The following is a 23,753-nucleotide window of genomic DNA, read 5'->3' as shown; positions in this document are numbered from 1 at the left end:
GCCTGCGACATCCCCGACGAGGCGCGCCACGGCCGCGCCGGACGCCCGTCCGCCCGGAGTCGGCGCGACGGCGCCCGCGCAGGCTCGGCGCCACGACAGCAGAGGGGGCCGGCCCCCGGAGGGATCGGCCCCTTCACGGGACGGGCGACGTCTCTACTCGATCAGGTCGCCGTTCAGGTCCGAGATGTCGTTCGGATTGGCCGGAGCCTTGCCCGTGCTCACCTGGAGGGGGATCACCCCGCCGGCGACCGCCGTCTCCTCCGCGCTCGGCGTCGTCGACACGACGGAGCCCTCAGGGATCGTCGCGGAGTCGACCGACTCGTGCATCCCGACGACGAAACCGGCGGCGGTGAGGATCGCCGTGGCGCTCTCGACCGTCTCGCCCGTGACGTCGGGGACCTCGGAGTTCGCGGCCGATCGCGGCGAGTACGCGAGCATCGAGGCCGGCGGTGCCGTGAAGTCGTCGCCGCCGTACTTCTCGTCGAGCGCCGTCATGATCGGCTTCCAGATGGCGTGCCGGGCGTTGGAGGCGCGGATGGTGCCCTTCTCGCCCGTCAGGCTGATGAAGCGCAGGTTCTGCTTGGTGTTGTCGGCGAAGCCGTTGATGCTGCCGACCCAGACCGCCAGGGAGGCGGCCTTGCTGGCGCCCGCCGTCCACACGTCGGCGGCCTCGTCGGTGGTGCCCGTCTTGCCGATGTGCTCGATCCCGTCGAAGGGGTTCGAGGCGTAGGCCGTTCCGGAGGTCATCACCCGCTGCATCGCGTACTGCATCCCTCGGGCGACCTCGGGCGACACGGAGGGCGTGCACGCCGATGCCGGGGCGGCGACGGCGTTGCCCTCGCTGTCGGTGATCCGATCGATGACGATCGCCGAGCAGGTCGTGCCGTCGTTCGCGATCCCCGCGTAGGCGTTGGCCACCGTCAGGGGCGCGATCTCGTTCGTCCCGAGGACCGAGGCCGGCCCGTTGGCGAGCTCGCGGCCGTCGGCGCGGTGCATCCCGAACGACTCGGCGGTGGTGCGGATGTCGCAGAGGTCGAGCTGCTGCGCCATTCCCATGAAGCCGGTGTTGATCGAGTTCGTGGTCGCGCCGAGCGCGCTCATCGAGCTCGCGTCCTCCGACGGGTCGTCGTTGCGAGGCGAGAACTTGCCGTAGTAGCCGCCGTCGCCCTCGACGTTGCACTTCTGGGGGTAGGAGCTGAAGCCGGAGGTGGGGGAGGCGAACGACTCGTTGACGGTGTGCCCCGCCTTCAGCCACTGCGCCAGCGTGAACACCTTGTAGGTCGATCCGGTCTGCACGCCGGAGCCGCCGCCCATGCTGAGGTCGACGTTGAGGTTGATCGCGCTGTAGCCGGGGTTCGCGGCGAGGAACTGCTCGTCCTGGCTGTACTGCGTGTTCTGCACCATGGAGAGCACGCGGCCCGTCTTCGCCTCGACGGAGGCGGCCGTCGCGCCGACCTGGAAGCGCGGGTCGACGGAGGGGATGTAGGCGTTGAGCGCCGCCTGCGAGACCTGCTGGATGTCGAGGTCGAGGGTCGTCACGACGTCGAAGCCGCCCTGGCGGATGCGCTGGTAGCGCTCGTCGTCGGTCGCCCCGAAGACGGAGTCGTTGCGGAGGACGTTCAGCACGTAGTCGCAGAAGTACGCGGCGTTGCCGGCGGTGGTGCAGCCGGTCGAGGGCTCCGTGATGTTCGGGGTGATCGGCTCGGCGACGGCGGCGTCGTGCGCGGCCTGGTCGATCCGGCCGTGCTTGAGCTCCTCCGAGAGGATGTAGTCGCGGCGCTCCTTGGTGGCGGCGTAGCCGTTGGCGGCGCCGTTCGCCTCGTCGCCCGGGTTGTCGAAGCGGAACTTCGCCGGGTTGTTCACGATCGCCAGCAGCGCGGCCGCCTGCGAGGTCGAGAGCTGGCTCGCGGGGATGCCGTAGTAGTAGTTCGCCGCGGCCTCGATGCCGTAGACGGTGCCCCCGAAGAGGGCGATGTTGAGGTAGCCGAGCAGGATGTCGTCCTTCGACGCCTCCTTCTCGAGGCCGATCGCGAGGCGCATCTCCTTGAGCTTGCGCTCGGGGGTCGGGTCCGTCGCCTCCTGGTAGGCCTTGTCGCGCGCGGCCTCGTCGGTGATCGACTCCGCCTTCTGCACCAGGACGTTCTTCACGTACTGCTGCGTGATCGACGACCCGCCCTGCAGGTCGTCGCCCGTGAGCGTGACGGCGATGGCCCGGAGCGTGCCCTGGAGGTCGATGCCGCCGTGCTCGTAGAAGCGCGGGTCCTCGCCGGCGACGGCCGCGTCCTTCGCGGACTGCGCGACGTCGTCCCAGCCGACCTCGACGCGGTTCTGGTCGTACACGGAGGCGAGGAGGGTCGTCCCGTCGCTCGCGTAGACGTTGGTGCGCTGCATCAGCTGGCCCACGTCGAGGTAGCCCGGCAGGTTCTGGAACATGCCGATCGTGTTGCTCGTCGCCAGGCCCGTCAGCGCGAGAGCCGGCGTGACGCCGACGGTGATCAGGACGCCCGCCACGGCGCTCATCCCGATGAACCCCATGACCGCCCGCAGCGACATCCCGAGCGGCCGGACGGAGCGGCGGGATGCAGTGGGAAGTGCCATGGAGCGGTCGTCCTTTCGACGCGGCGCCGGGCCGCGGAGATGTGAGGGAGGGTGGCGAGAAGCCTCGCGAGCAGTCGCGCGATCCCCCGGGTTCATGGTACGTGACGGGTGCGCCCGCGGGGCGTCCTCCTCCCGGTGGAGATCAGGAGCTGGCGGGTGATGCGCAGGAGCGGGCGCGTCCGGGGTGCTGACCTCGGGTCGATGCATCCGTATCGTGGGGGGAGCGCCGCTCCGAGGGGCGCTGCAGCACCCGTTCCACCCACCGCTCCGGGGCCCCGGGCGGCCGGCCCCGGCAGAAAGCGCACACCATGGCACGCATCCACGACGACGTGACCCAGCTCGTCGGCAGGACCCCTCTCGTCCGCATCAACCGGCTGGAGGGCGCCGACCAGGCGACGGTCCTCGCCAAGCTCGAGTTCTACAACCCCGCGAACAGCGTGAAGGACCGCATCGGCGTCGCCATCATCGACGCGGCCGAGGCCTCCGGCGAGCTGCACCCCGGCGGGACGATCGTCGAGGGCACGAGCGGCAACACCGGCATCGCGCTCGCGATGGTGGGTGCCGCCCGCGGCTACAAGGTCGTCCTCACGATGCCCGAGACGATGTCCGTCGAGCGCCGGGTCCTCCTCCGCGCCTACGGAGCCGAGATCGTGCTCACCCCCGGCAGCGAGGGCATGCGCGGAGCGGTCGAGCGCGCCCGCGCGATCGTCGACGAGACCCCCGGCGCGATCCTCGCCCGCCAGTTCGAGAACGCCGCCAACCCCGAGGTGCACCGCCGCACCACCGCGGAGGAGGTCTGGGAGGACACCGACGGCGAGGTCGACGTCTTCGTGGCCGGCATCGGCACCGGCGGCACCATCACCGGAGTCGGCCAGGTGCTCAAGGAGCGCAAGCCCGGTGTGCAGATCATCGGAGTGGAGCCGATCGACTCCCCGCTCCTCACCCAGGGCACCGCCGGTCCGCACAAGATCCAGGGCATCGGCGCCAACTTCGTCCCCGCGATCCTCGACCGCGAGGTCTACGACGAGATCATCGACGTGACGCTCGACGACTCCGTGCGGGTGGCCCGCGAGATGGCCGCGCAGGAGGGGATCCTCGGCGGCATCTCCTCCGGCTCGATCATGTGGGCCGCGCTCGAGGTCGCGAAGCGCCCCGAGAACGCGGGGAAGACCATCGTCGCCATCGTCTGCGACTTCGGCGAGCGGTACATCTCGACCGTCCTGTACGAGGACCTCCGCAGCTGAGCCCCTCGAGACGAGGCGGGACGCCCCGCTCCGGACGCGACGGTCGGCCGGAGCGCCGCGTCCCGTCCGGACCGGAGCGTCCCGGGCTCCTCGCCCTGCTCCGCGAGGACGTCCGCACCGCCCGGGAGCGCGACCCCGCCGCCCGGAGCGCGGTGGAGGTCGTCCTCTCCTACCCGGGAGTGCACGCGGTCTGGGTGCACCGCGTCGCGCACGCCTGGTGGCGGCGGGGCCTCCGCCTGCCCGCCCGGCTGCTCAGCCAGGCGGCGCGCGCGGCGACCGGAGTGGAGATCCACCCCGGTGCGACCATTGGCCGGCGTCTGTTCATCGACCACGGCATGGGCGTCGTCATCGGCGAGACCGCGCGGATCGGCGACGACTGCATGCTCTACCACTCCGTCACGCTGGGCGGGAGGTCGGCCCGGCGCGAGCGTCGGCACCCCACGCTCGGCGACCGGGTGGTCGTCGGCGCCGGCGCGGTCGTCCTGGGCCCGCTCGTGCTCGGATCCGACGTCAGCGTGGGCGCGAACGCCGTCGTGGTGAAGGACGCGCCCGACGGAGCGGTGCTCGTCGGCATCCCGGCCCGCGATCTGCGCGATCAGGGCGGGGAGGAGGACCCGCTCGCCGGGTCCGGCCGCTCCACCGGACCGGCGGGACGCGTCTAGCCGGCGACGCTCAGTCGTCGCCCCGCGGCGAGATGTCGCGCGGGGCGCTCTTGATCTGCGCGAAGGCGTCCAGCGCGTGCGCCCGCGTCTCCTTGAGGTCGACGAGGGGCGCCGGGTAGCCGTCCGCGCCTCCGGTCAGCGTGTCCCCGAGCGTCCACGGCTCGTGCACGGCGGCGCCCTCGACTCCGCCGAGCTCCGGCACGTTGTGGCGGATGTACTCTCCGGCCGGGTCGAACTTCCTCGACTGCGTGACCGGGTTGAAGACCCGGAAGAACGGCGACGCATCGGCTCCCGAGCCCGCGACCCATTGCCAGTTCGCGGCGTTGCTCGCCGGGTCCGCGTCGACCAGGGTGTCCCAGAACCACTCCTCGCCCACCCGCCAGTCGACCAGCAGGTTCTTGATCAGGAACGACGCGGCCACCATCCGGACCCGGTTGTGCATGTAGCCGGTGCTCCAGAGCTCGCGCATGCCGGCGTCCACCAGGGGGTAGCCGGTGCGCCCCTGGTGCCAGGCGTCGATCGCCTCCTGGCCGGGGCGTCCCCACGGGAAGGAGTCGAACCGGGTGTCGAAGTTCGCGGTCGCCAGATCCGGCCAGTGGAACAGAAGGTGGTAGCAGAACTCGCGCCAGAGCACCTCGGAGAGGAACCGGTCGCTGCCGTCGCCGCGGTGCAGGCCCTTCGCGTGCGCCTCCTCCAGGGCGTGCCACACCTGGAAGGGGCTGATCTCGCCCCACCTCAGGTGCGGGGAGAGGTTCGAGGTGGCGTCCTCCGCCGGCCGGTCGCGGCCGTCGGCGTAGTCGTCGAGCTGCTCCGCGAGGAACGCGCGCAGCCGGTCGGCCGCCGCCCTCTCGCCGGGGACCCAGCGCTCGCGCAGCCCTCCCGCCCAGTCGGGACGCGTGGGGAGCAGCTCCCAGTCGTCGAGGGAGTCGGAGGCGATGTCTCCCGTGACGCCGTCGAGCGAGCGGGGGCGGGGGAGCGGCGCGCGCGGCGTCGGCTTGGCGCGGCAGGCGCGGGCGAAGGGCGTGTAGACGGAGTAGGGGCCGCCGGCGCCGGTCTGCACGGTCCACGGCTCGAACATCAGCGAGCCCTGGTGGCTCTCGGCCTCGAGGCCGCCGTTGCGGAGCGATTCCTTCACCGCCGCGTCGACGGTGCGCTCGGCCCTCCCGTAGCGGCGGTTCCAGTGCACGGCTCCGGCGCCGATCTCCTCGGCGAGCTGGAGGACGACGGCCTCGGCCGGCCCGCGGCGCAGGATCAGCGGGGCGCCGTGCTCGCGCAGGTCGGCGGCGAGGGCGGCGAGGCTGCCGTGCAGCCACCAGCGGGAGGCGCCCCCGAGCGGACGGATGCCCGCCGACTCCTCGTCGAGCACGTAGCAGACCGCGACGGGGCCGCCACGGTCGATCGCGGCGCGCAGAGCGGGGTTGTCGGCCAGGCGCAGGTCGTCGCGGAGCCAGACGAGGGTGGGGGAGGTGTCACTCATGGTGACCCCCATGATCCGCGAGTCCCGCGCCGCGGCGAAGACCTGGCCGGTCGCTGCGGCCCGTGGTAGCGGGGACGGATCAGGAGGAGGCGATGCCGTCGCGGAGCTTGTCGCAGAGCGCGGTCAGCTGCTTCAGCTCGTCCTCGTCGAGGACGCCGCCGACCTGCTCCGAGATGGTCCTCATGTGGGTGAGCGCGACGCGGCGGAAGAGCGCGTAGCCCTCGTCGGTGATCGCGATGATCGTGCCGCGGGCGTCCGCCGGATCCTCGCTCTTCTCGACGCAGCCGCGGGCGGCGAGCCGGTCGATCAGCCTGCTGACGCTGGGCTGCGTCAGGAGGACGTGCCGGTTCAGGTCGCGCAGCCGTGCGCGCCGACCGGGCTGCCGGGTGAGGTTGAAGAGCACGTCGTACTCGTTCATCGAGATCTCCCGCGAGGGGAACTCGGTGCTCAGGGTGCGCATCACCTGGACCTGGGCGCGGAAGAGCGACTCCCAGGCGGCGACGGCCTCTCTCGACCCCACTGGTCCTCCTTCACGGCACTCAGGAAGCGGTTCCCTGACATCCAGACGCCGTACAGCCTACGCCGGGGTGCTGGGAGGAGGGGAGTCGGAGGAAGGGGGCCGGGGGAACGACAGAAGGCCGGCCGCTGAGGCGAGCGGCCGGCCTTCATTCCCTTGCACCAAGAGTGTCCTGCAATCACTTCTCGCGCTTCCCGCCACAGCAAACGGTCGACGCACTTGAACTATATAACGACCCGGTAACGACGCAACCCTCTCTTTCCTGAATCCTCCCTGAGCCGCCCCGCCCCGCCCGTCGCCGCGCCCGCCCGCGCTCCGCACGACTCTCTCCTGACCCAGGACGCCCCGTCTGCTGCCTCCGACGTCCGCACCGAACCGCAGCCCATCCCTGACCGTCGACGGACACGACGAGCACCCCCTGCCCTCGTCCCCCGCCGACGCGGCCCGGCCCCGTCGTCCTGCCCCGCGAGGCGCGACCCGCCCCGCCACGGCTTCGACCACGCAGCGGGCCGTCGAGCAGCCCTCCACGTGTGAGGAGCGGTCGCGCACATCCGTCGAGGTCGAGAGGACGTTCCGCCCTCGAGGCGAACGCGGGGAACGCGTGTCAGCGTTTCCCGCTAGCCGGTCGCGACCCGCTCTCCGAATCGCGACCCCTCGCGAAGCCGACCGCGGTGAGGAGAGCGCAAGCGCTCTCCTCACAGTTCAGAACAGATCCGGCGACGGCGTCGACGCGTAGCGGATGGCGACGTCGGCGTGGCGGTCGAAGCGGTAGCCGACTCCCCGGACGGTGCGCACGATCTCCTCGTAGCGGCCGAGCTTGGCGCGGAGGCGGCGGACGTGGACGTCGATGGTGCGCTCGTTCGGCGCGTCGTCGTCCGCGGCGCCCCAGAGCGAGGCGATGAGCTCGGCGCGCTCGATGGTGCGGCCCTCGCGGAGCACGAGGTACTGGAGGAGCTCGAACTCCTTGTAGGTGAGGGGGGTGGTCTCGTCGTCGAGGATGACGCGCTTGCGGGAGATGTCGATGACGACGCCGCCGGGTGCACGGTCGGGGTCGGGCTCGGCGTCGGAGCGGCGCTTGGCGACGGCGGCCGGGTCCTGCAGCGCGAGGCGGACCACGTCCACGTCGCGGCCGCCGGCGCCCTGCGGGGCCAGGGCGACGGAGGCGTACGTCTCGGCGTCGGGGGCGAGCTGCGCCGTGACGCGCTTGAGCTCCTCGACCAGGCGGCCGAGGTCGACTCCGGCGGCGCGGGCCTTGGCCTCGTCGATGCCGACGTAGAGGGCGAAGCCGCGGGCCTCGGTGCCCTGGGGGACGGCGCGGAGGCGGGGTGCTGCGGGCGCGGCGTCGGCGACCGGCTGGAGGCGGGGCGCCTCGGTGGAGGTGGCGGCGGGGACGGTGCGGGTGTGGAGGAGGGTCATGACGAGTCCTTGGCTGGTCGGATCCGGGACGAGTGTCCGAGGGAGCGGATCCGGGTGTGCGCGATCGAGCCGGCCCGCGGTGCGCGGTGGCGGCAGAGACGGATGCGGGGCATCCAGGGGATCGTCCGCGCCTCGGACGCCCAGCCGATCGTGACGATCAGCGGGCGGAGGCGGTGCGGGGATCCGGCGAGGTCAGTTCCTCATGCACACATTCGACAGCACATGACGGGGCCACCGGCCATCATCATGCCGGCATTCCCGATGGCCTCGAGGGAGGTCGGGGCGTGCAGGGTGTCAGTCATGTCCGTCAGTAAAGCGGAGGCCGGTGCACGGCGTCAACACTTCCGTGGGGATGGACGGCGCGTCGGGGGTGGTTCCGGTGCTCGGGAGGAGGCGCGCGCCGTGACGGGGGATCCAGCTGCGCCCGCTGCGCGGGCTGCTCGATCAGCAGGACGGGCTTTGCCGGACGGTCGCGGTGGGGTGTCGAGACCCTCGCTGCGCCCTCCGACCGGCACGGCTCAGCGGGGCTCCCTGTTCCGGGGCCCGACGCGGGGCCCGCTCGTCCGGGGGCCGGCGGGCTCAGCCCGCGAGGCCGTAGAGGCGGTCGCCCGCGTCGCCGAGGCCGGGGACGATGTAGCCGAGCTCGTTGAGCTTCTCGTCGAGGGAGCCGAGGACGATGGTCACGTCGCGGTCGCCGAAGGCCTTCTCGACGGCGGCCAGGCCCTCGGGGGCGGCGAGCAGGCAGACGGCGGTGACGTCGACCGCTCCCCGGTCGAAGAGGAACTGGATGGCCGCGACGAGTGAGCCGCCGGTCGCGAGCATCGGGTCGAGGACGAAGCACTGGCGGTTCGACAGGTCGTCGGGCAGGCGCTCCGCGTACGTGGTCGGCTCGAGCGTCTCCTCGTTGCGTGCCATGCCCAGGAAGCCGACCTCGGCGGTCGGGATGAGCTTGACCATGCCCTCGAGCATCCCGAGGCCGGCCCGGAGGATCGGGACGACCAGCGGCTGCGGGTCGCTGAGCGCGAGGCCGGTGGTCTGCGTCACGGGGGTCTCGATGGTGACGGTGCGGGTGCGGACGCCGCGGGTGGCCTCGTAGGCGAGGAGCGTCATCAGCTCCTCGGCGAGCTGCCGGAAGGTGGGGGAGGGGGTGCGCTTGTCACGCAGCACGGTGAGCTTGTGGGTGATCAGCGGGTGGTCGGCTACGTGGACGCGCATAAGCTCAATCTACTGGCCGGAGCGGCGCCCCACCGGCCGCAGCGGGCCGCCGCAGGAGGGGGAGCGATGCGCGACAGCGATCTCCGCGTCCCCCGCCGCTCCGAGGAGTGGATGGGCCTGGCGCTCGACGAGGCGCGGCGGGCCGCGGGCTGGGGCGACGTCCCCGTGGGCGCGGTGGTCCTCGACTCGGAGGGTGCGGTGCTCGGGCTCGGGCGCAACGAGCGCGAGCTGCGGCGGGATCCGACGGCGCACGCCGAGGTGGTCGCGATCCGCGCGGCGGCCGAGGCTCGCGGCGACTGGCATCTCGAGGGCTGCACGCTGGTGGTCACGCTCGAGCCGTGCGTGCTCTGCGCCGGAGCGATCCTGGCGGCGCGGATCGACCGCGTCGTCTTCGGCGCGTGGGACGAGAAGGCGGGCGCCTCCGGATCCGTGCACGACCTCCTCCGCGACCGCCGGCACAACCACGTGGTCGAGGTGTACCCCGGGGTCCGCGCCGCGGAGAGCTCGCGGCTCCTGCTCGACTTCTTCGCCGACCGGCGCTGACGCCGACCGCCGCTGACGCCGAGCGCCGCTGACGCCGAGCGCCGCTGACGCCGAGCGCCGCCGAACCCCTCAGCTCGGAGCGCCCAGCCACTCCGTCAGCGCGAGCCGCGTCGCCGCGTGCATCCGCTCGAAGCGCTCCGCCGCGACGTCGTCGGCGAGCACGGCGGCGTCGTAGCCCGCCGCTCCTGCCCACTCCCCGTCGCCCTCGAGCCACTGCGCGGCCATCGTGCCGGTCAGCTCGGGGTGGAACTGCACGCCGAGGAGCCAGTCCTCCACGGCGAACGCCTGCACCTCGCCGGTCGTCGACGACGCCAGCAGCGCCGCTCCGCTCGGCAGCGCGAAGGTGTCGCCGTGCCACTGCATCACGTCGACGCCGGAGAGGTGCCGGAGCGGTGAGCCGGCGCCCTCCTCCGTGAGCACGACCGGGCGGAAGCCGACCTCGCGGGCCGATCCGGGATGGACGGACTCGCCCAGGGCGGTCGCGATCAGCTGCGCTCCGAAGCAGACGCCGAGCGTGGGACGGCGGTGGTGCATCCGGTCCTGCAGGAGCGCGATCTCGGGGCTGATGAAGGGGTGCCGCGAGGTCTCGTAGACGCCGGCGCTGGAGCCGAGCGTGACGACGAGGTCGGGGGCGAGGATGTCGATCGCGTCGAGGTCCGTCCCTGCGACGGCGTCGACGGCGAACCCCCGCTCGGTCAGCATCGGCTCGAGCGCGCCGAGCCCGGCACCGCGCTCGTTGACGATCGCCAGGGCCCGGCGCATCTCAGGCGCTCCCGTGCGGCGCGGCCGGCGGGGAGGCGGCGGGCGGAGCTGCGGCAGCCGGAGCGACCGTCCCTTCCGCCTCCGTCACGGCCGGACGGGCCGCCACCGATCCCGCGCGTCCGCGGTCGACGTCGGGCTCGAGGTAGATCGTGGTGGCGGCCGGGACGGCCTCGCGGATCCGCTTCTCCGCGGCGTCGATCCCGGCGGCCACGTGCTCGAGGGTCTCGGCGGCCGGGAAGGCGAGCTTCGCGGCCACGAGGATCTCGTCCGGTCCGAGGTAGAGCGTGCGCATGTGGATGACGCGCTCGACGTCGCGCCCGGCCTCGAGCGCGGCGCGGATCGAGGCGGCGTCGGCGGGAGTCGCCCCCTCTCCGACCAGCAGGCTCTTCGTCTCGACGCCCAGCACGATCGCCACCACGATCAGCAGGGTGCCGATCATGATCGTTCCGATCGCGTCGTAGACCGAGTCGCCGGTGATCACGGTCAGCCCGACTCCGAGCAGCGCGAACGTCAGACCGGTGAGCGCGGCGACGTCCTCGAGGAGCACGACCGGCAGCTCCGGCGCCTTCGCCCGGCGGATGAACTGGAACCAGGACTGCGAGCCGCGGACGCGGTTCGACTCCTTCACTCCGGTGCGCAGCGAGTAGCCCTCGAGGCAGATCGAGATCACGAGGACCAGGATCGGCAGCCAGGCGTTCTCGAGCTCGTGCGGCTCGGCGATCTTCTCGATGCCCTCGTAGAGCGAGAAGACGCCGCCGACCGAGAACAGGATGATCGACACCACGAAGGCGTAGACGTAGCGCTCGCGCCCGTAGCCGAACGGGTGCTCCTCGTCGGCGGCCTTCCGCGACTTGCGGCCGCCGAGCAGCAGGAGCAGCTGATTGCCGGAGTCGGCGAGCGAGTGCACGCCCTCGGCGAGCATGGAGGCGGATCCGGAGAAGAACCAGGCGACGAACTTCGTCAGGGCGATGCCGAGGTTGGCCGCGAGCGCCGCGATGATCGCGGTGCCGCCTCCGGATGCGCTCACGTGGTCTCCTCGGGCTCGCCGCTGGATGGTCGGGCCATCCTACGAGGCGCCGGACCGCACCCGGACCCCCTTGCCGCGGGCTCTTCGTAGGATGAGCGGCGTGACCGACGCGCCCGTCCTGCTCCCGTCCATCGCCGTCCTCGGCCTCGGCTCGATGGGGGGTGCGATCCTCCAGGGCCTGCTGGCTCCCGGCGTCCGCGTCGAGGGGGGCGTGCGGGTGACCAACCGCGACTCCGCGAAGGCCGCCGCGTGGGACGGCCACCCGGTGGTCACCGCCTTCGCCACCGCGGACGACCCGGAGGCCAACCGGCGCGCGGTCGAGGGCGCGGCGATCGTGCTCGTTGCCGTCAAGCCGCACATGGTGCCGGACCTGCTCGACGAGATCGCCGACGCGCTCGCCCCGGGCGCGGTCGTCGTCTCCGTCGCCGCCGGCGTGACCGCGGCCACGTTCGAGCGGCACCTGCCCGCGTCCGTCGCCGTGCTCCGCTCGATGCCGAACACTCCCGCGGTCGTGGGCCGCGCCGTCACCGGCCTCAGCGCGGGCACGCGGTCCGGCGACGAGGACCTGGCGCTCGTGCGCCGCCTGTTCGAGACGGTCGGCGAGGTGGTCGAGGTGCCGGAGTCGCAGCTCGACGCGCTCTCGACGATCTCCGGCTCGGGTCCCGCCTACGTGTTCCTGCTGATCGAGGAGCTCGTCGCGGCCGCTGTCGCGAAGGGCTTCGCTCCGGAGCAGGCGTCGACGATGGTGGTCGGCACGTTCCGCGGCGCGGCCGAGCTGCTCGCAGACTCCGGCGAGGAGCCCGCGGAGCTGCGCCGACGGGTCACGAGCCCGAAGGGCACCACCGAGCGGGCCGTCGCGGTCCTGCAGGAGGCCGACCTCGCCGCCCTCTTCACGCGGGCGACCGACGCCGCGCTGGCCCGCGCCCGCGAGCTCGCCGCCTCCTGACTCCGCCCTCCTCTCCGCGAGACGCCGCTCGGGTACGCGACACGCCGGAGCGGGCGTACCGGAGCGGCATCCCGCAGAACAGGAGGAGGGAGGGGGCGCGGGTCAGGAGCCGAGGGCCGCGAAGCGCTCGATGTCGCTGGGGGTGCCGCTGACCACGATGAGGTCGTGGTTCGAGACGACGGTCTGCTCGGTCGCGTAGGTGAAGGGCTTGCCCGGGCTCTTGACGCCGACGACGGTCACGCGGTGCTTGCGGCGCACGCCCGACTCCGTGAGCGTCAGCCCCCGGATCGGCTTGGGCGGGTACATCTTCGCGAGCACGAAGTCGTCGTCGAACTCGATGAAGTCGAGCATGCGGCCCGAGACCAGGTGCGCGACGCGCTCGCCCGCCTCCGCCTCGGGGTAGATCACGTGGTTCGCGCCGATCCGCTCGAGGATCTTGCCGTGCGAGCGCGAGATCGCCTTCGCCCAGATCTGCGGGATCTTGAGGTCGACGAGGTTCGCGGTGATCAGCACGGACGCCTCGATGGAGGAGCCGACCGCGACGACGGCGACCTGGAAGTCCTGCGCGCCGATCTGCGCGAGGGCGTCGAGCGAGCGGGCGTCGGCCTGCACCGCGTGGGTGACCCGCTCCGACCACTTCTGCACGAGACCGGCGTCGGCGTCGATGGCGAGGACCTCGCGGTCGAGGCGGTCGAGCTGGCCGGCCGTGGCGGCTCCGAAGCGCCCGAGGCCGATCACCAGCACCGGGGCGTCGTACCTGATGCGGTCAACCAACGATGGGCCTCTCTTCCGGTCGTCTGAACAACTGCCTCCGCTGGCTCGCGGCGAGCGCGGCGGCGAGAGTCACGGTACCAACGCGGCCCATGAACATCGTCAGCGCCAGGATGTAGACCCCGGACGGCGGCAGCTCCGCGGTGAGCCCCGTCGAGAGCCCGGAGGTCGCGAAGGCCGAGATCACGTCGAAGAGCACGTGGTCGAGCGAGGCCTTGGTGATGTGCAGGATCAGGACGCTCGACACGGCGACCGTCGTCGCGCCCCACAGCACGACCGAGACGGCCAGGCGGAGGACGTCGTTCGGGATCCGGCGGCCGAACGCCTCCATGTCGTTGTTGCCTCGGGCCTCGGCGAACGCGGCCAGGAACAGGATCGCGAGGGTCGTGACCTTGATCCCGCCGGCCGTGGAGGCCGAACCTCCGCCGATGAACATCAGCATGTCCGTCACGAGCAGGCTCGAGCCGTTGAGGTCGGGGACCGAGATCGTCGAGAAGCCGCCCGACCGCGTCATCGTCGAGAGGAAGAAGGACTGGAAGACGGTGTCTCCCGCATCGAGGCTGCCGAAGGTCCTCGGATTGTCGAACTCGAGCACGATGTAGAGGACGGCCCCGGCGACGAGCAGGATCACGGAGGTGACCAGCGTCAGCTTCACGTGCACCGACCACTTGCGCGGGCGCCGCCAGCCGCGGGAGAAGGCGTAGATGACGGGGAAGCCGATCGAGCCGAGGAAGACGCCGAGCATCAGGATGCCGAGGAACCAGTAGTCGTCCTCGAAGGGGGTGAGTCCCGCGGCGTTCGGGGCGAAGCCGGTGTTCGTGAACGCCATCGCGGAGTAGTAGAAGGAGTGCCAGACGGCCTCGCCGATCGGGATCCCGTCGATCAGCATCCGCGGGAACAGCAGCAGCGCGACGATGATCTCGATCGCGGCGGCGCTGATCGCGACGGTGGCGAGCAGTCCGCCGATCTCACCCAGGCGCACGGCCTGGCCCTCGGCGACGGGGCCGGAGTGGATCCGCAGCGGGTTCGAGTCGCTGGCGACCATGAGCTTCGCCCGGAGCCCGAGGCGGCGCGAGATCGCCAGGCCCATGATCGAGGCGAGCGTCAGCACTCCCAGAGCGCCGATGTTCACGCCGACGAAGATGATCGAGTGGCCGAACGCCGACCAGTGCGTCGCCATGTCGACCGTCGCGAGGCCGGTCACGCAGATCACCGACATCGCGGTGAAGAAGGCGTCGTGCAGCGGAGTGACGGTGCCCGTGGTGCTCGACACCGGCAGCGAGAACAGCAGGGTGAAGACGAGCACGAGCGCCGAGAAGATGAGGATCGCGAAGCGGGACGGCGAGCGTCCGGCGAAGTCGTCGATGAGGTCGCGGGCCCGCTCGAACCCCGACCAGGGGGAGACGGGCGAGACGCCCACGGGGCTGCGGAACTGCTGCCGAACCACCACGGCGGATCCTCCACTCGATCGCGGCCATGCTACCCGCTCGGTGCCGGGCCCCCGGGGCGCTGACTAGCCTGGGCGCATGGCTGACATCTTCGGGGTGATCGCGGACGGGACCCGCCGGGACATCCTCGCCCTGCTGCTCGAGCAGCGGCGGGACGGCTCGGCCGAGGGCATGAGCGTGTCGCGGATCGTGGCGCGCCTCGAGCTGAGCCAGCCGACCGTCTCCAAGCACCTCAAGGTGCTGCGCGAGACCGGCCTCGTCACGGTGCGCGAGAGCGGACAGCACCGCTTCTACGCGCTCGAGTACGCGCCGCTGGCGGAGGTCGAGGACTGGCTGCTGCCCTTCCTCGCCGAGGACGAGGCGGCCGGCGCCCTGCTCGACGCTCCGACCGCGGCCCGGGCGGAGTCGCTGGGTCGGGCGCTCGCCGAGCGCACCCACCAGGTCAGCACCGTGGTGCAGGACATCCAGCGGGGCGTCAGCGAGGGAGCGACGAAGGTGGCGGAGGCGCTGCGCATCCGCAAGTGAGGGGCGCCGAGGAGCCGGAAACGGTGGAGCCCCGGGTCGTGTAAGCTCGCGGGAGCCAGTTTTTCGTAAGCGGCCGCCCGTCGGGCGGTCGACCCCCTGAACGTTGTGAGGTCTTCGTGGGTTCTGTCATCAAGAAGCGTCGCAAGCGTATGGCGAAGAAGAAGCACCGCAAGCTGCTTCGCAAGACTCGCCACCAGCGTCGCAACAAGAAGTAGGCTCGCGCCTCTTCCCACTCGAGCGTCCGCCCTTCCGGGGTCGGGCGCTCGTCTGCGTTCACGGATCATCCCGGCGGCGCTCGCCGTCTCGGCGCCCGTCGCCGGGGCCGCCGTACACTGACCGCATGGTGGACGTGGAGCTGACGCTCGTGGGCAAGCCGGGCTGTCATCTCTGCGACGACGCGCGGACCGTGGTGGAGCAGGTGGTCGCCGACCTGGGCGCCGAGGCGTCGGTCGCCGTCTCGGAGGTGTCGATCCTCGACGATCCCGAGCTGCACGAGCGCTTCGTCGAGGAGATCCCGGTGGTGCTGATCGACGGGCGCGTGCACACCTTCTGGCGGGTCGATCCCGTGCGGCTCCGGCGGGCCCTCCTCGATCGCAGGTGAGCTTCGACCGGGCCGTCCGGACGGAAGCACGACCGCGACGTCCCTCTGACGGGGGACGGGACGGCTCGCGATAGCTCGCCTCTCGCCCTTACCCTCGTGAGGGGGGAGTGCGCTCCTCCGTGCGCGGACGCAGATCGTCGCCCGTGGAGGAAGGAACCGCCATGCCGTCATCCCGCCGACTCGCCCTGCCCGCCGCCGCTCTCGCGGCGCTCGTGCTCGGCCTGGCCCTCCCCGGAGCGGCCGTCGCGGCACCCTCCGCCTCGACGGTCTCGACCACGGTCGAGCAGCCGGCCGCGACGACCATCCCCGGCGTGCCGGAGGATCCCGAGCAGCCGGGCGACGGCGGCTCCGACCCCGTTCCCGGCGTCCCCGAGGAGCCGTCCGTTCCCGGAGTGCCCGAGGAGCCGGCAGAACCCGAGCAGCCCGCTCCCGTCGACCCCGCGCCCGTGGACCCCGCGCCGGTCGATCCGGCACCGGTCGACCCCGCGCCCCAGCAGCCGAGCCAGCCCTCCACCGGCGGCGGATCCACTGGCGGCGGATCCACTGGCGGCGGCGGCCAGCAGGGCGGCTCCGGCGGCGGCCAGCCCTCCACCGGCGGCGGATCGTCCTCCGGCGGCTCCGGCTCCGGCGGCGGCACCACCGGCGGAGCGACGTCCGGCGGCACCTCCGGCGGCGGCACCACCTCCGGCACCACCACGTCCGGCACCGCCGGCTCCTCCGGTGCGGGCGCCGTCACTCCGGCGGCGTCGGCCCCCGGACGCACCGAGCTCGGCACCTCGACCGAGGGCGCGAAGCCGGCGGCCGGTGCCGCGACCGCGGACGTCTTCCTCACCCGCGAGCTCGCCGTGCAGCCGGAGGCGCTCACCGTCGAGCTCGCCCGCTTCTACGGCGTCGGCTTCTCGTACACCGGCTTCGCCAGCGGCGAGGCCGTCTCCGCGGTCCTCCGCGACCCGAACGGCACCAAGACCCCGCTGACCCTCGAGGCGGGGAGCGGCACCGCGACCGTGCCGACCGCGCTGATCACCAAGTCGGGCGCCTTCACGGTCGACCTCACGGGCGACCAGGGCTCCGCCGCCAAGGTCGTCTTCCGGCTCGCGCCCTCCACCGGCAACGGCCTCCTGCTCGAGCCGCGCGAGCTCGGCGACGGCAGCACCGAGGCGCCCCGCGGCGCCGTCTGGGGCTTCGACGCCGACGAGGAGGTCGCCGTGGGCGCCTTCGAGACCTCCGGGGCCCGCGCCGACCTGGCCGCCGGCGACGTCGCCGTGCAGTCCGACTCCATCGGCTGGGCCGAGCTGGCGCTGGGCGACGCGGTCGTCGCCGACCCCGACCCCTCCGTCTACTGCGTCGTCGCCTTCGGTCGCGAGTCGCACCGCACGGCAGCCGTGACCGTCTCCTACCGTGACAGCGACACCACGGCCGCACCGTGGGAGGCGCAGCAGGTCTGCGGCACCGCGATCAGCGCCGCGCGCACCGCCTTCCTCAGCACGGCCGCCTCGGCGGGACCGGCCGGCATCACGCCGACCACCGCGCTGATGATCGGCGGCGGTGCGGTCGCCGCGTCGCTCCTCGCCTGCGCGGCCGTCCTGGTCGTGATGCGCCGCCGGCGCATGAACACGGACCTCTTCATCGGCGGACCGCTGCCGCGCACGCAGAGCGACTGACGCGTCCCGAGGACGAGGGAAGGCCCGCGGGACGCGATCCCGCGGGCCTTCCCTCGTCCTCTCCCGGCGCTCAGCCGGCCGCGGTGAAGCGGAGGAGGATCGTCCGTGCCTCCGGCCGCAGCTGGAAGTCGGGCCACACGTCCGGACCACACGCACGGGAGCCCAGGCCGTGCTGGGCGGCGTCGATCACGAGGACCGCGCGCTCCGACGCCGGCAGCTCGTGCGGGTGCGCGGCGGCCGTGATCTCCTGCGGCGTGTGCCTCGCCAGGGTGAAGCCGGGGAGGCGCCCGTGCAGGTCGCGCCCGGCTTCGATGCGGAGCCGGGGCGAGCCCGCCTCCGTCAGCGTCAGCTCGCGCACGCTGCTGCGGTGACCGCTCTCCTGCGGGCGGGCGTACGGAGTCGTCAGCCGGTCCATCTCCGCCGTGAAGCGCCCCACCCGCGCGGCCCGGAGGCTGTCGGGGTAGGACTCGAGCGGGCCGGTGCCGAACCACTCCGCGCCGTCGATCGACGCGGGCATGTCGATCCGGATGCCCAGCCGCGGCCAGACGGAGTCCCAGCCCCGGGTCGGCACGAGGTCGACGCGGAGGACCGTGCTCTCCCCGTCGACGCTCCAGCGCTCCTCCATCAGGAGTCCCGCATCGAGGTCCGCGGCCGAGAAGCGGGTCACGCGGCGGAGCCCGGCGGAGGAGTCGACCTCCTGCACGCGGCCGACCAGGCGGTCGAGGCCGGCCTCGCGCCAGCGGGCGGCGGAGGACGGGGCAGGGGTCCCGCGGCCGTCGCCGTCGTACGGGTCGCCGGTGACGTAGCCGGGGAAGCCCGCGCCCTCGTCGTTGTCGGTCGGGGCGCGCCAGAGCTCGGCGCGCGGTCCGTCGACGGGCAGGCCGGCGAGGGAGGCGAGCCGGCCGTCGCGGAACCGCGCGACTCCGAGCGCGCCGCCCTCGAGGGGCGGAGCGGCGCGGACGGCGCGGGTCCACGCGGGCACCGCCGACGGGGCGGCGAGGAGGTGCTGACCGGTGGAGAGCACGTGGCCCTCCTCCGCCCACGCGGTCGGGGCGTCGAGGACCGCGTCGACGGTGAGCCAGGTCTCGCCGCCGGGGCGCACCTCGAGCGGGGGGAGCTCCACGTGCACGGCGTCGCCGGCCGCGATGACCGGGGCGTCGAGCACTCCCTCCGCGGTGACCCGCCCGTCCCGCTCGACCCGCCACGCGAAGCGCAGATCGGCGGTGGAGGCGTCGTGCCGGCGGTTCTCGATGACGACGCCGTCGCCGCGGACCGTGAGGCGCACCGGGGCGACGATCTGCTTCCACTCGAACAGGCCCGGGCTGGGCGTGCCGTCGGAGAGCACCATGCCGTCCATCACGAAGTTGCCGTCGTGCACCACCTCGCCGAAGTCGCCGCCGTACGCGTAGTACTCGACGCCCTCCGGCGTGCGCGCCCGCAGGCCGTGGTCGCGCCACTCCCAGACGAAGCCGCCGTGCAGCCGCGGGAAGCGGTCGACGAGGTCCTCGTACTGGTCGATCGCTCCCGGGCCGTTGCCCATCGCGTGCACGTACTCGCAGAGCAGGAAGGGCTTGGATCGCTGCCGAGCGGACTCGCCGGGGGAGCAGCCGAGCAGCGGAGTGAGTGAGCCGTCGGTGCCGATCCGCTCGGTCTCGGGGATCGAGGAGTACATCCGCGAGTACACGTCGGTGTACGCGCCGGTGTAGTCGCCCTCGTAGTGGACGGGGCGCTCGGGGTCGCGGCCGTGCACCCAGGCGGACATCGCGGCCAGGTTCGCGCCGGTGCCCGCCTCGTTGCCGAGGGACCAGAGCACGATGCTCGGGTGGTTCTTGTCGCGCTCGACGGTCCGCTCGATGCGGTCGAGGTAGGCCTCGCGCCAGGCGGGGTCGTCGCTGGGGTTGCCCGCCCAGCCGACCCGCTCGAAGCCGTGGGTCTCGAGATCGCACTCGAGGACCACCCAGAAGCCGAGCTCGTCGGCGAGATCGAGCAGACGGGGATGCGGCGGGTAGTGGCTGGTGCGGATGGCGTTCACGTTGAAGCGCTTCATCATCGCGAGGTCCTCGCGGGCGGAGTCCTCGTCGAACGCTCGACCGCGGTCGGGGTGCGTCTCGTGGCGGTTGACGCCGTGGAAGACGACGCGCTCGCCGTTGACCAGGAAGCGGTCGCCGCGGATCTCGACCGTGCGGAAGCCGAGCCGCAGCGAGACCGTCTCACCGGCGGAGGCGAGCGTCGCGTCGTAGAGGCGCGGAGCCTCCGCCGACCACGGCTCGACCTCGGGGACCTCGATCGCGGCGATCTCCTCCGCCGAGGCCCAGACCGTCTCGATCCCGAGCCCGGGCACGCGCAGCGTCAGCGGGAACGCGTCGGCCGCGGCGGTCACCTCCGCCTCGATCCGGCCCGCGCCGCCGGCGAAGGAGGAGCGCAGCCACACGTCCTCGATCCCGCCGACGGGGCGCGCGAGCAGGTGCACCGAGCGGAAGATCCCCGGCAGCCACCACTGGTCCTGGTCCTCCACGTAGCTCGAGGCCGACCACTGGTGCACGCGGACCACGACGAGGTTCTCGCCCGGGCGGACGACGCCGGTGACGTCGAACTCCTGCGCGAGCCGGCTGCCGGAGCCGATGCCGATCTCGACGCCGTTGACCCAGACGCGGTACCGCGACTCGACCCCGTCGAAGCGCAGGACGACCGCCTCGGCGGAGTCCCACTCCTCCGGGACCACGACGGTGCGGCGGTAGTCGCCCGTCGGGTTCGCGTCCGGAACGAACGGCGGCTCGGTCGGGAACGGGAACTGCACGTTCGTGTAGGCCGGCAATCCGTAGCGCCCGTCGCCCTGCAGCACCCAGTGCGAGGGCACCGGCATCAGGTCCCAGCCGGAGTCGTCGAACGACTCGTCCCCGACGGCGTCCACGCCCTCGCCCTCCGGCAGCACGCCGGCGCCGCCCGGGGTCCCCGGAGCGGCGGGGAGCAGGCGGAAGCGCCACTCCCCGTCCAGCGGGAGCGCCGGGGCGTCGGTGTGCAGCCACGAGCGGGGGGCCCGGCGGCGGCCGGAGCCCGGTCCGGTGTCCGTCAGGTAGTGGGAGGTCGTCGGGGGAGTCGTCACTTCACAGAGCCTTCCGTCAGGCCGCCGCGCCAGAAGCGCTGCAGCACGATCATGGCGATGGCGAGCGGGATGATCGACAGCAGGACGCCGCCGGTCGTCAGCTCGTAGAACTCGGGCAGGCGGTCGACCTGTCCGAGCCAGTTGTTCAGTCCCAGTGTGATCGGGAACAGGTTCGTGTCCGAGAGCATCACCAGGGGCAGGAAGTAGTTGTTCCAGATCCCGACCAGCTGGAAGAGGAACACGGTGACCAGCGCGGGAGTCAGGATGCGCAGCCCGAGCGTGTGGAAGATCCGCAGCTCCCCGGCGCCGTCGATGCGCGCCGCCTCGATGATCGCGGTGTCCACGGTCGCCTGAGCGTAGATCCGGCAGAGGAACAGCCCGAACGGCGAGACGAGCGAGGGGATCAGCACGCTCCAGTAGGTGTTCGCGATGCCCATCTGGCTGAAGAGCAGGAACAGCGGCAGAGCGGTCGCGGTGCCCGGCACCAGGACGCCCGCGAGGATCGTCCCGAACACGAGCCTGCTGCCGCGGAACTCGTACTTGGCCAGCGCGTAGCCGCCCGCCGCGGCGAGGTAGGTCGCGAGCAGGGCGCCCACTCCGGCGTAGAGGACGGAGTTGAGGAACCAGCGGACGAAGATGCCGTCGCCGTAGGTCAGCACCTGCGTCAGGTTGTCCCAGAGCGCGAACGTCGGGGCGAACCAGAAGCCGTAGGTGGCGAAGAGGTCCTCGGTGGTCTTGGTCGCCGCGACGACGACCCAGTAGACGGGAATGAGGAAGTAGACCGCCACGACGACGAGGATCGCGGTGACGATGATGGTCGAGGCGCGGTTGCGGCCGGCCGAACGGTCGGGCCCGCGTCCGGCCTTCACGGGGCGGTCGGCGGTGACGACTCCGGTGGTCGTGGTCGGCGGCGTCTCGGTGCGGCTCATGACGACCTCCTGTTCGAGATCGAGAGGAACGTGAAGGAGAGCAGGAACGCGACCAGCGCGATCAGGACGGCCTGGGCGGCGGCGACGTTGTAGTCGTTGTAGGCGAAGGCCGTGGTGTACGCGCTGAGGTTCGGCGTGTACTGGCTGTCGATCGCCGGAGCGACCGTCTTCAGCACCTGCGCCTCGGCGAACAGCTGGAGCGTGCCGATGATCGAGAAGATCGTCGTCAGCACCAGCGCGGGGCGGATGAGCGGCAGCTGGATGCTGCGGGCGACGCGCCAGGTGGAGGCGCCGTCGACCTTCGCCGCCTCGTAGAGCTCGACCGGGATCGCCTTGAGCTGGGCGACGATGATCAGCATGTTGTAGCCGGTGTAGCTCCAGAGCGAGATGTTCGCGATCGACCAGAGCACCGTGTCCGCACCGAGGAAGTCGGGCTGGAGCCCGACCATGTTCGCCGCGTCGATGAGCGGGCTGAGGCCGGGCACGTAGAGGAACGACCACAGGATCGTCGCGATGACTCCGGGCACTCCGTAAGGGAGGAAGTAGGCCGCCCGGAAGAAGCCGGGGAACTTCGCCGACGCCGACTCGAGCATCAGCGCGAGGACGGTGCAGAGGGCGATCATCACCGGCACCTGGACGATGCCGAAGAGGAACATCCGCCCGATGGAGGCGATGAAGTTGCCGTCGGCGAGGGCCTGCGCGTAGTTGTCGAAGCCCGCGAACCCGCTGGTGACCCCGGCCTCGCCGAAGAGGCCGGAGCGCGTCACCTTCGTGAAGCTGGAGCCGACGGCGACGACGATCGGGACGATGAACGTGAGGACGAACAGGGCCAGGAAGGGTCCGAGGAGGATCCACGGGGCGCGGGCGACCGCGCGGCTGCGCCGGGGCGCGCCCGGCGTCCGCGTGGTGGCCGCGACCGCGGCGGCGGGGGAGGTCGTGGTGGTCATGCGGAGGCCCTCCTGATGCTCAGGCCCTTGTTCTCGAAGACCGTGATGATCTTCTGCTCCGCCTCGGCGACCGCGTCCACGAGCGAGAGCCCGGACGCCTTCTTCCGGAAGCCGTCGCTGAGGATGTTGAAGGACTGCTGCGTGACGGGCCACCAGGACCAGTCCGGGTTCTGCTCCTTCGATGCGGGCACGAGGACGTCCTCGTTGTAGTTCTGCCCGCTGAAGAAGTCGCTCGGACCCTTGCGGGCCGTGCCGATCTCGCCGACCGCGGGAGACCAGCCGATGCCGCTGTTGGCGATCATCGCGTCGATGCCCTCCTGCGTGGTGGTCATCCAGACGGCGAACTCGATCGCCTCCTCCGGGTGCTTGCTGCTCGAGAACACCGCCGCGGTCGATCCGCCGAGGAAGCTCGAGCCGAAGCCGGTGTCGCCCCAGACGGGCATGGGAGCAGCGCGCCACTTGCCCGCGCCTCCGCTGACCCCCTCGATCAGGGCGTCGCCCCAGCTGCCGGTGGCGCAGGAGGCGATGCCGCCCTTCGCCGCGGCCGCGAACCACGCGGGGGAGTAGGCGCCGTAGCCGGTCTGCACCAGGTCCTGGTCGATGGCCGTGTCGAAGAAGGAGGCGACGCGCGTCGTGGCGTCGTCGGTCATGTCGATGACCCAGCCGTCCTCCTCCGGGCGCAGCCACTGCGCGCCGGCCTGCGTCGCGAACGCGGCGAAGACCGAGGCGTCGGCGAGGGGGAAGCAGTCGATGTAGGAGCCGGCTCCGCGCAGCTCCGTCGCCACCGCTGCCCAGTCGTCCCAGGTCGTCGGCGGCTCCGCACCCACCTTCCCGAACACCTCGGGCTGGTAGAAGAGCGCCATCGGGCCGCTGTCCTGCGGGATGCCGTAGACGCCGCCCGTGTAGCTGACCTGGCCCCAGAGCGTGGGGTCGTACAGGTCGCGGTACTGCTCGACGCCGTACCGGGTGAGGTCGACCAGGCCGTTGACGAGCATGAACTCGGGGACGGAGCGAATCTCGACCTGGCCGAGGTCCGGCCCGCCGCCCGCGGCGAGGGCCGAGTAGAGCTTCTGGTACCCGCCCGCGTTGCCGCCGGGGATCCAGACGGCCTCGACCTGGATCTCGGGGTGCGAGGCGTTCCAGACGTCGCAGACCTTCTGCAGGTCCTTCAGCCAGCCCCAGTACTGCAGGCGGACCGGGCTGGTGGCCGGGGCGATCGTCGGCGCCGTGTTGACCGAGACGGTGCCCGGTGTCGCGCAGGCCGTCAGGCTCCCGAGTGCCGCGGTGCCGAGACCGGCGGCGATGAGCTGTCTCCGGGTGAACGGATGCATCTTCCCTCACTTCGTCGTGGTGGAGAGCCG

The 23,753-nt window shown here is 72.2% G+C and carries 21 protein-coding genes; 8 read left to right on the top strand and 13 right to left on the bottom strand.

Annotated elements, in window-relative coordinates; genetic code table 11:
- Positions 1-153: 153 nt before the first annotated feature.
- Positions 154-2,598, bottom strand: a complete 2,445-nt coding sequence (locus GTU71_RS09140; protein ID WP_159939720.1) for a penicillin-binding protein — start codon at positions 2,596-2,598, stop codon at positions 154-156.
- A 308-nt stretch (positions 2,599-2,906) separates the two neighbouring features.
- Between GTU71_RS09140 and cysK the strand changes: the two genes are divergently transcribed.
- Positions 2,907-3,842: a cysteine synthase A gene (gene cysK / locus GTU71_RS09135; protein WP_104237779.1), complete on the top strand. Its 936-nt coding sequence runs from the start codon at positions 2,907-2,909 to the stop codon at positions 3,840-3,842.
- 95 nt (positions 3,843-3,937) lie between these two features.
- Complete coding sequence (gene epsC / locus GTU71_RS09130) at positions 3,938-4,504, top strand: serine O-acetyltransferase EpsC (RefSeq protein WP_104224204.1); 567 nt, start codon at positions 3,938-3,940, stop codon at positions 4,502-4,504.
- Positions 4,505-4,514: 10 nt separating this feature from the next.
- Here the strand turns inward: epsC and GTU71_RS09125 are convergent, their stop codons facing one another.
- The 4 genes from GTU71_RS09125 to upp all read right to left on the bottom strand — a co-directional run bounded on the left by GTU71_RS09125 (position 4,515) and on the right by upp (position 9,129).
- A complete protein-coding gene (locus GTU71_RS09125; RefSeq protein ID WP_159939719.1) occupies positions 4,515-5,981 on the bottom strand; it encodes a deoxyribodipyrimidine photo-lyase in 1,467 nt (488 codons plus the stop codon).
- 79 nt (positions 5,982-6,060) lie between these two features.
- On the bottom strand, positions 6,061-6,441 hold the full coding sequence (locus GTU71_RS09120; protein WP_104247054.1) for a MarR family winged helix-turn-helix transcriptional regulator: 381 nt from the start codon (positions 6,439-6,441) through the stop codon (positions 6,061-6,063).
- A 759-nt stretch (positions 6,442-7,200) separates the two neighbouring features.
- Positions 7,201-7,914, bottom strand: coding sequence for a winged helix-turn-helix domain-containing protein (locus GTU71_RS09115; protein WP_159939718.1), 714 nt, complete (start codon positions 7,912-7,914; stop codon positions 7,201-7,203).
- Between the two features lie 579 nt (positions 7,915-8,493).
- Entirely contained in the window at positions 8,494-9,129 is a 636-nt protein-coding gene (gene upp / locus GTU71_RS09110) for a uracil phosphoribosyltransferase (RefSeq protein ID WP_104224850.1), read from the bottom strand.
- 66 nt (positions 9,130-9,195) lie between these two features.
- On the opposite strand from upp, the gene GTU71_RS09105 reads away from it, so the two are divergent.
- The gene (locus tag GTU71_RS09105) at positions 9,196-9,672 is read left to right on the top strand and encodes a nucleoside deaminase (protein WP_104254860.1); all 477 of its coding nucleotides are present in this window, start codon (positions 9,196-9,198) and stop codon (positions 9,670-9,672) included.
- 69 nt (positions 9,673-9,741) lie between these two features.
- Here GTU71_RS09105 and GTU71_RS09100 read toward each other — a convergent pair whose 3' ends face one another.
- Complete coding sequence (locus GTU71_RS09100) at positions 9,742-10,434, bottom strand: gamma-glutamyl-gamma-aminobutyrate hydrolase family protein (RefSeq protein ID WP_159939717.1); 693 nt, start codon at positions 10,432-10,434, stop codon at positions 9,742-9,744.
- 1 nt (position 10,435) lies between these two features.
- Entirely contained in the window at positions 10,436-11,461 is a 1,026-nt protein-coding gene (locus tag GTU71_RS09095; protein WP_159939716.1) for a cation diffusion facilitator family transporter, read from the bottom strand.
- A gap of 100 nt (positions 11,462-11,561) precedes the next feature.
- Between GTU71_RS09095 and proC the strand changes: the two genes are divergently transcribed.
- Entirely contained in the window at positions 11,562-12,407 is an 846-nt protein-coding gene (proC, locus tag GTU71_RS09090) for a pyrroline-5-carboxylate reductase (RefSeq protein ID WP_279631236.1), read from the top strand.
- A gap of 102 nt (positions 12,408-12,509) precedes the next feature.
- On the opposite strand, the gene GTU71_RS09085 is transcribed toward proC, so the two are convergent.
- Positions 12,510-13,181, bottom strand: coding sequence for a TrkA family potassium uptake protein (locus GTU71_RS09085; RefSeq protein ID WP_068255410.1), 672 nt, complete (start codon positions 13,179-13,181; stop codon positions 12,510-12,512).
- Positions 13,174-14,544 carry a potassium transporter TrkG gene (locus tag GTU71_RS09080; protein ID WP_244229642.1) on the bottom strand — a complete coding sequence of 457 codons (1,371 nt, stop codon included), beginning with the start codon at positions 14,542-14,544 and terminating at the stop codon, positions 13,174-13,176. Before GTU71_RS09080 ends, GTU71_RS09085 begins: the two co-directional genes overlap by 8 nt.
- A gap of 160 nt (positions 14,545-14,704) precedes the next feature.
- Between GTU71_RS09080 and GTU71_RS09075 the strand changes: the two genes are divergently transcribed.
- The 4 genes from GTU71_RS09075 (at position 14,705) to GTU71_RS09060 (ending at position 17,413) form a co-directional block, all read left to right on the top strand.
- Positions 14,705-15,151, top strand: a complete 447-nt coding sequence (locus GTU71_RS09075; RefSeq protein WP_104224854.1) for a metalloregulator ArsR/SmtB family transcription factor — start codon at positions 14,705-14,707, stop codon at positions 15,149-15,151.
- Positions 15,152-15,267: 116 nt separating this feature from the next.
- Complete coding sequence (locus tag GTU71_RS09070) at positions 15,268-15,366, top strand: AURKAIP1/COX24 domain-containing protein (protein ID WP_003792170.1); 99 nt, start codon at positions 15,268-15,270, stop codon at positions 15,364-15,366.
- A 125-nt stretch (positions 15,367-15,491) separates the two neighbouring features.
- Entirely contained in the window at positions 15,492-15,752 is a 261-nt protein-coding gene (locus tag GTU71_RS09065; protein ID WP_159939714.1) for a glutaredoxin family protein, read from the top strand.
- A 161-nt stretch (positions 15,753-15,913) separates the two neighbouring features.
- A complete protein-coding gene (locus tag GTU71_RS09060; protein ID WP_159939713.1) occupies positions 15,914-17,413 on the top strand; it encodes a hypothetical protein in 1,500 nt (499 codons plus the stop codon).
- Between the two features lie 70 nt (positions 17,414-17,483).
- Here GTU71_RS09060 and GTU71_RS09055 read toward each other — a convergent pair whose 3' ends face one another.
- Genes GTU71_RS09055 through GTU71_RS09040 form a run of 4 tightly spaced genes read right to left on the bottom strand, consistent with a single transcriptional unit; the run spans position 17,484 to position 23,723 of the window.
- Positions 17,484-20,516: a glycoside hydrolase family 2 TIM barrel-domain containing protein gene (locus tag GTU71_RS09055; RefSeq protein WP_208543568.1), complete on the bottom strand. Its 3,033-nt coding sequence runs from the start codon at positions 20,514-20,516 to the stop codon at positions 17,484-17,486.
- On the bottom strand, positions 20,513-21,445 hold the full coding sequence (locus GTU71_RS09050) for a carbohydrate ABC transporter permease (protein WP_104225919.1): 933 nt from the start codon (positions 21,443-21,445) through the stop codon (positions 20,513-20,515). Before GTU71_RS09050 ends, GTU71_RS09055 begins: the two co-directional genes overlap by 4 nt.
- The gene (locus tag GTU71_RS09045; RefSeq protein ID WP_159939712.1) at positions 21,442-22,392 is read right to left on the bottom strand and encodes a sugar ABC transporter permease; all 951 of its coding nucleotides are present in this window, start codon (positions 22,390-22,392) and stop codon (positions 21,442-21,444) included. Before GTU71_RS09045 ends, GTU71_RS09050 begins: the two co-directional genes overlap by 4 nt.
- Positions 22,389-23,723 carry an extracellular solute-binding protein gene (locus GTU71_RS09040; RefSeq protein WP_159939711.1) on the bottom strand — a complete coding sequence of 445 codons (1,335 nt, stop codon included), beginning with the start codon at positions 23,721-23,723 and terminating at the stop codon, positions 22,389-22,391. Before GTU71_RS09040 ends, GTU71_RS09045 begins: the two co-directional genes overlap by 4 nt.
- Positions 23,724-23,753: the final 30 nt, after the last annotated feature.

It is taken from the genome of Rathayibacter sp. VKM Ac-2762 (assembly GCF_009866585.1).
Lineage (GTDB): Bacteria > Actinomycetota > Actinomycetes > Actinomycetales > Microbacteriaceae > Rathayibacter.
Note: the sequence above shows the minus strand (reverse complement) of the source record. Positions and strands in the feature narration are given on the sequence as shown.

Excerpts from the sequence above, each read along its gene's own strand:
- GTU71_RS09100 (WP_159939717.1), bottom strand. The coding sequence starts at position 10,434 with ATGCGCCGGGCCCTGGCGATCGTCAACGAGCGCGGTGCCGGGCTCGGC.
- GTU71_RS09105 (WP_104254860.1), top strand. The coding sequence starts at position 9,196 with ATGCGCGACAGCGATCTCCGCGTCCCCCGCCGCTCCGAGGAGTGGATG.
- upp (WP_104224850.1), bottom strand. The coding sequence starts at position 9,129 with ATGCGCGTCCACGTAGCCGACCACCCGCTGATCACCCACAAGCTCACC.
- GTU71_RS09125 (WP_159939719.1), bottom strand. The coding sequence starts at position 5,981 with ATGAGTGACACCTCCCCCACCCTCGTCTGGCTCCGCGACGACCTGCGC.
- GTU71_RS09140 (WP_159939720.1), bottom strand. The coding sequence starts at position 2,598 with ATGGCACTTCCCACTGCATCCCGCCGCTCCGTCCGGCCGCTCGGGATG.
- GTU71_RS09060 (WP_159939713.1), top strand. The coding sequence starts at position 15,914 with ATGCCGTCATCCCGCCGACTCGCCCTGCCCGCCGCCGCTCTCGCGGCG.
- GTU71_RS09065 (WP_159939714.1), top strand. The coding sequence starts at position 15,492 with ATGGTGGACGTGGAGCTGACGCTCGTGGGCAAGCCGGGCTGTCATCTC.
- GTU71_RS09120 (WP_104247054.1), bottom strand. The coding sequence starts at position 6,441 with ATGCGCACCCTGAGCACCGAGTTCCCCTCGCGGGAGATCTCGATGAAC.
- GTU71_RS09075 (WP_104224854.1), top strand. The coding sequence starts at position 14,705 with ATGGCTGACATCTTCGGGGTGATCGCGGACGGGACCCGCCGGGACATC.
- cysK (WP_104237779.1), top strand. The coding sequence starts at position 2,907 with ATGGCACGCATCCACGACGACGTGACCCAGCTCGTCGGCAGGACCCCT.
- GTU71_RS09115 (WP_159939718.1), bottom strand. The coding sequence starts at position 7,914 with ATGACCCTCCTCCACACCCGCACCGTCCCCGCCGCCACCTCCACCGAG.
- GTU71_RS09045 (WP_159939712.1), bottom strand. The coding sequence starts at position 22,392 with ATGACCACCACGACCTCCCCCGCCGCCGCGGTCGCGGCCACCACGCGG.
- GTU71_RS09050 (WP_104225919.1), bottom strand. The coding sequence starts at position 21,445 with ATGAGCCGCACCGAGACGCCGCCGACCACGACCACCGGAGTCGTCACC.
- GTU71_RS09040 (WP_159939711.1), bottom strand. The coding sequence starts at position 23,723 with ATGCATCCGTTCACCCGGAGACAGCTCATCGCCGCCGGTCTCGGCACC.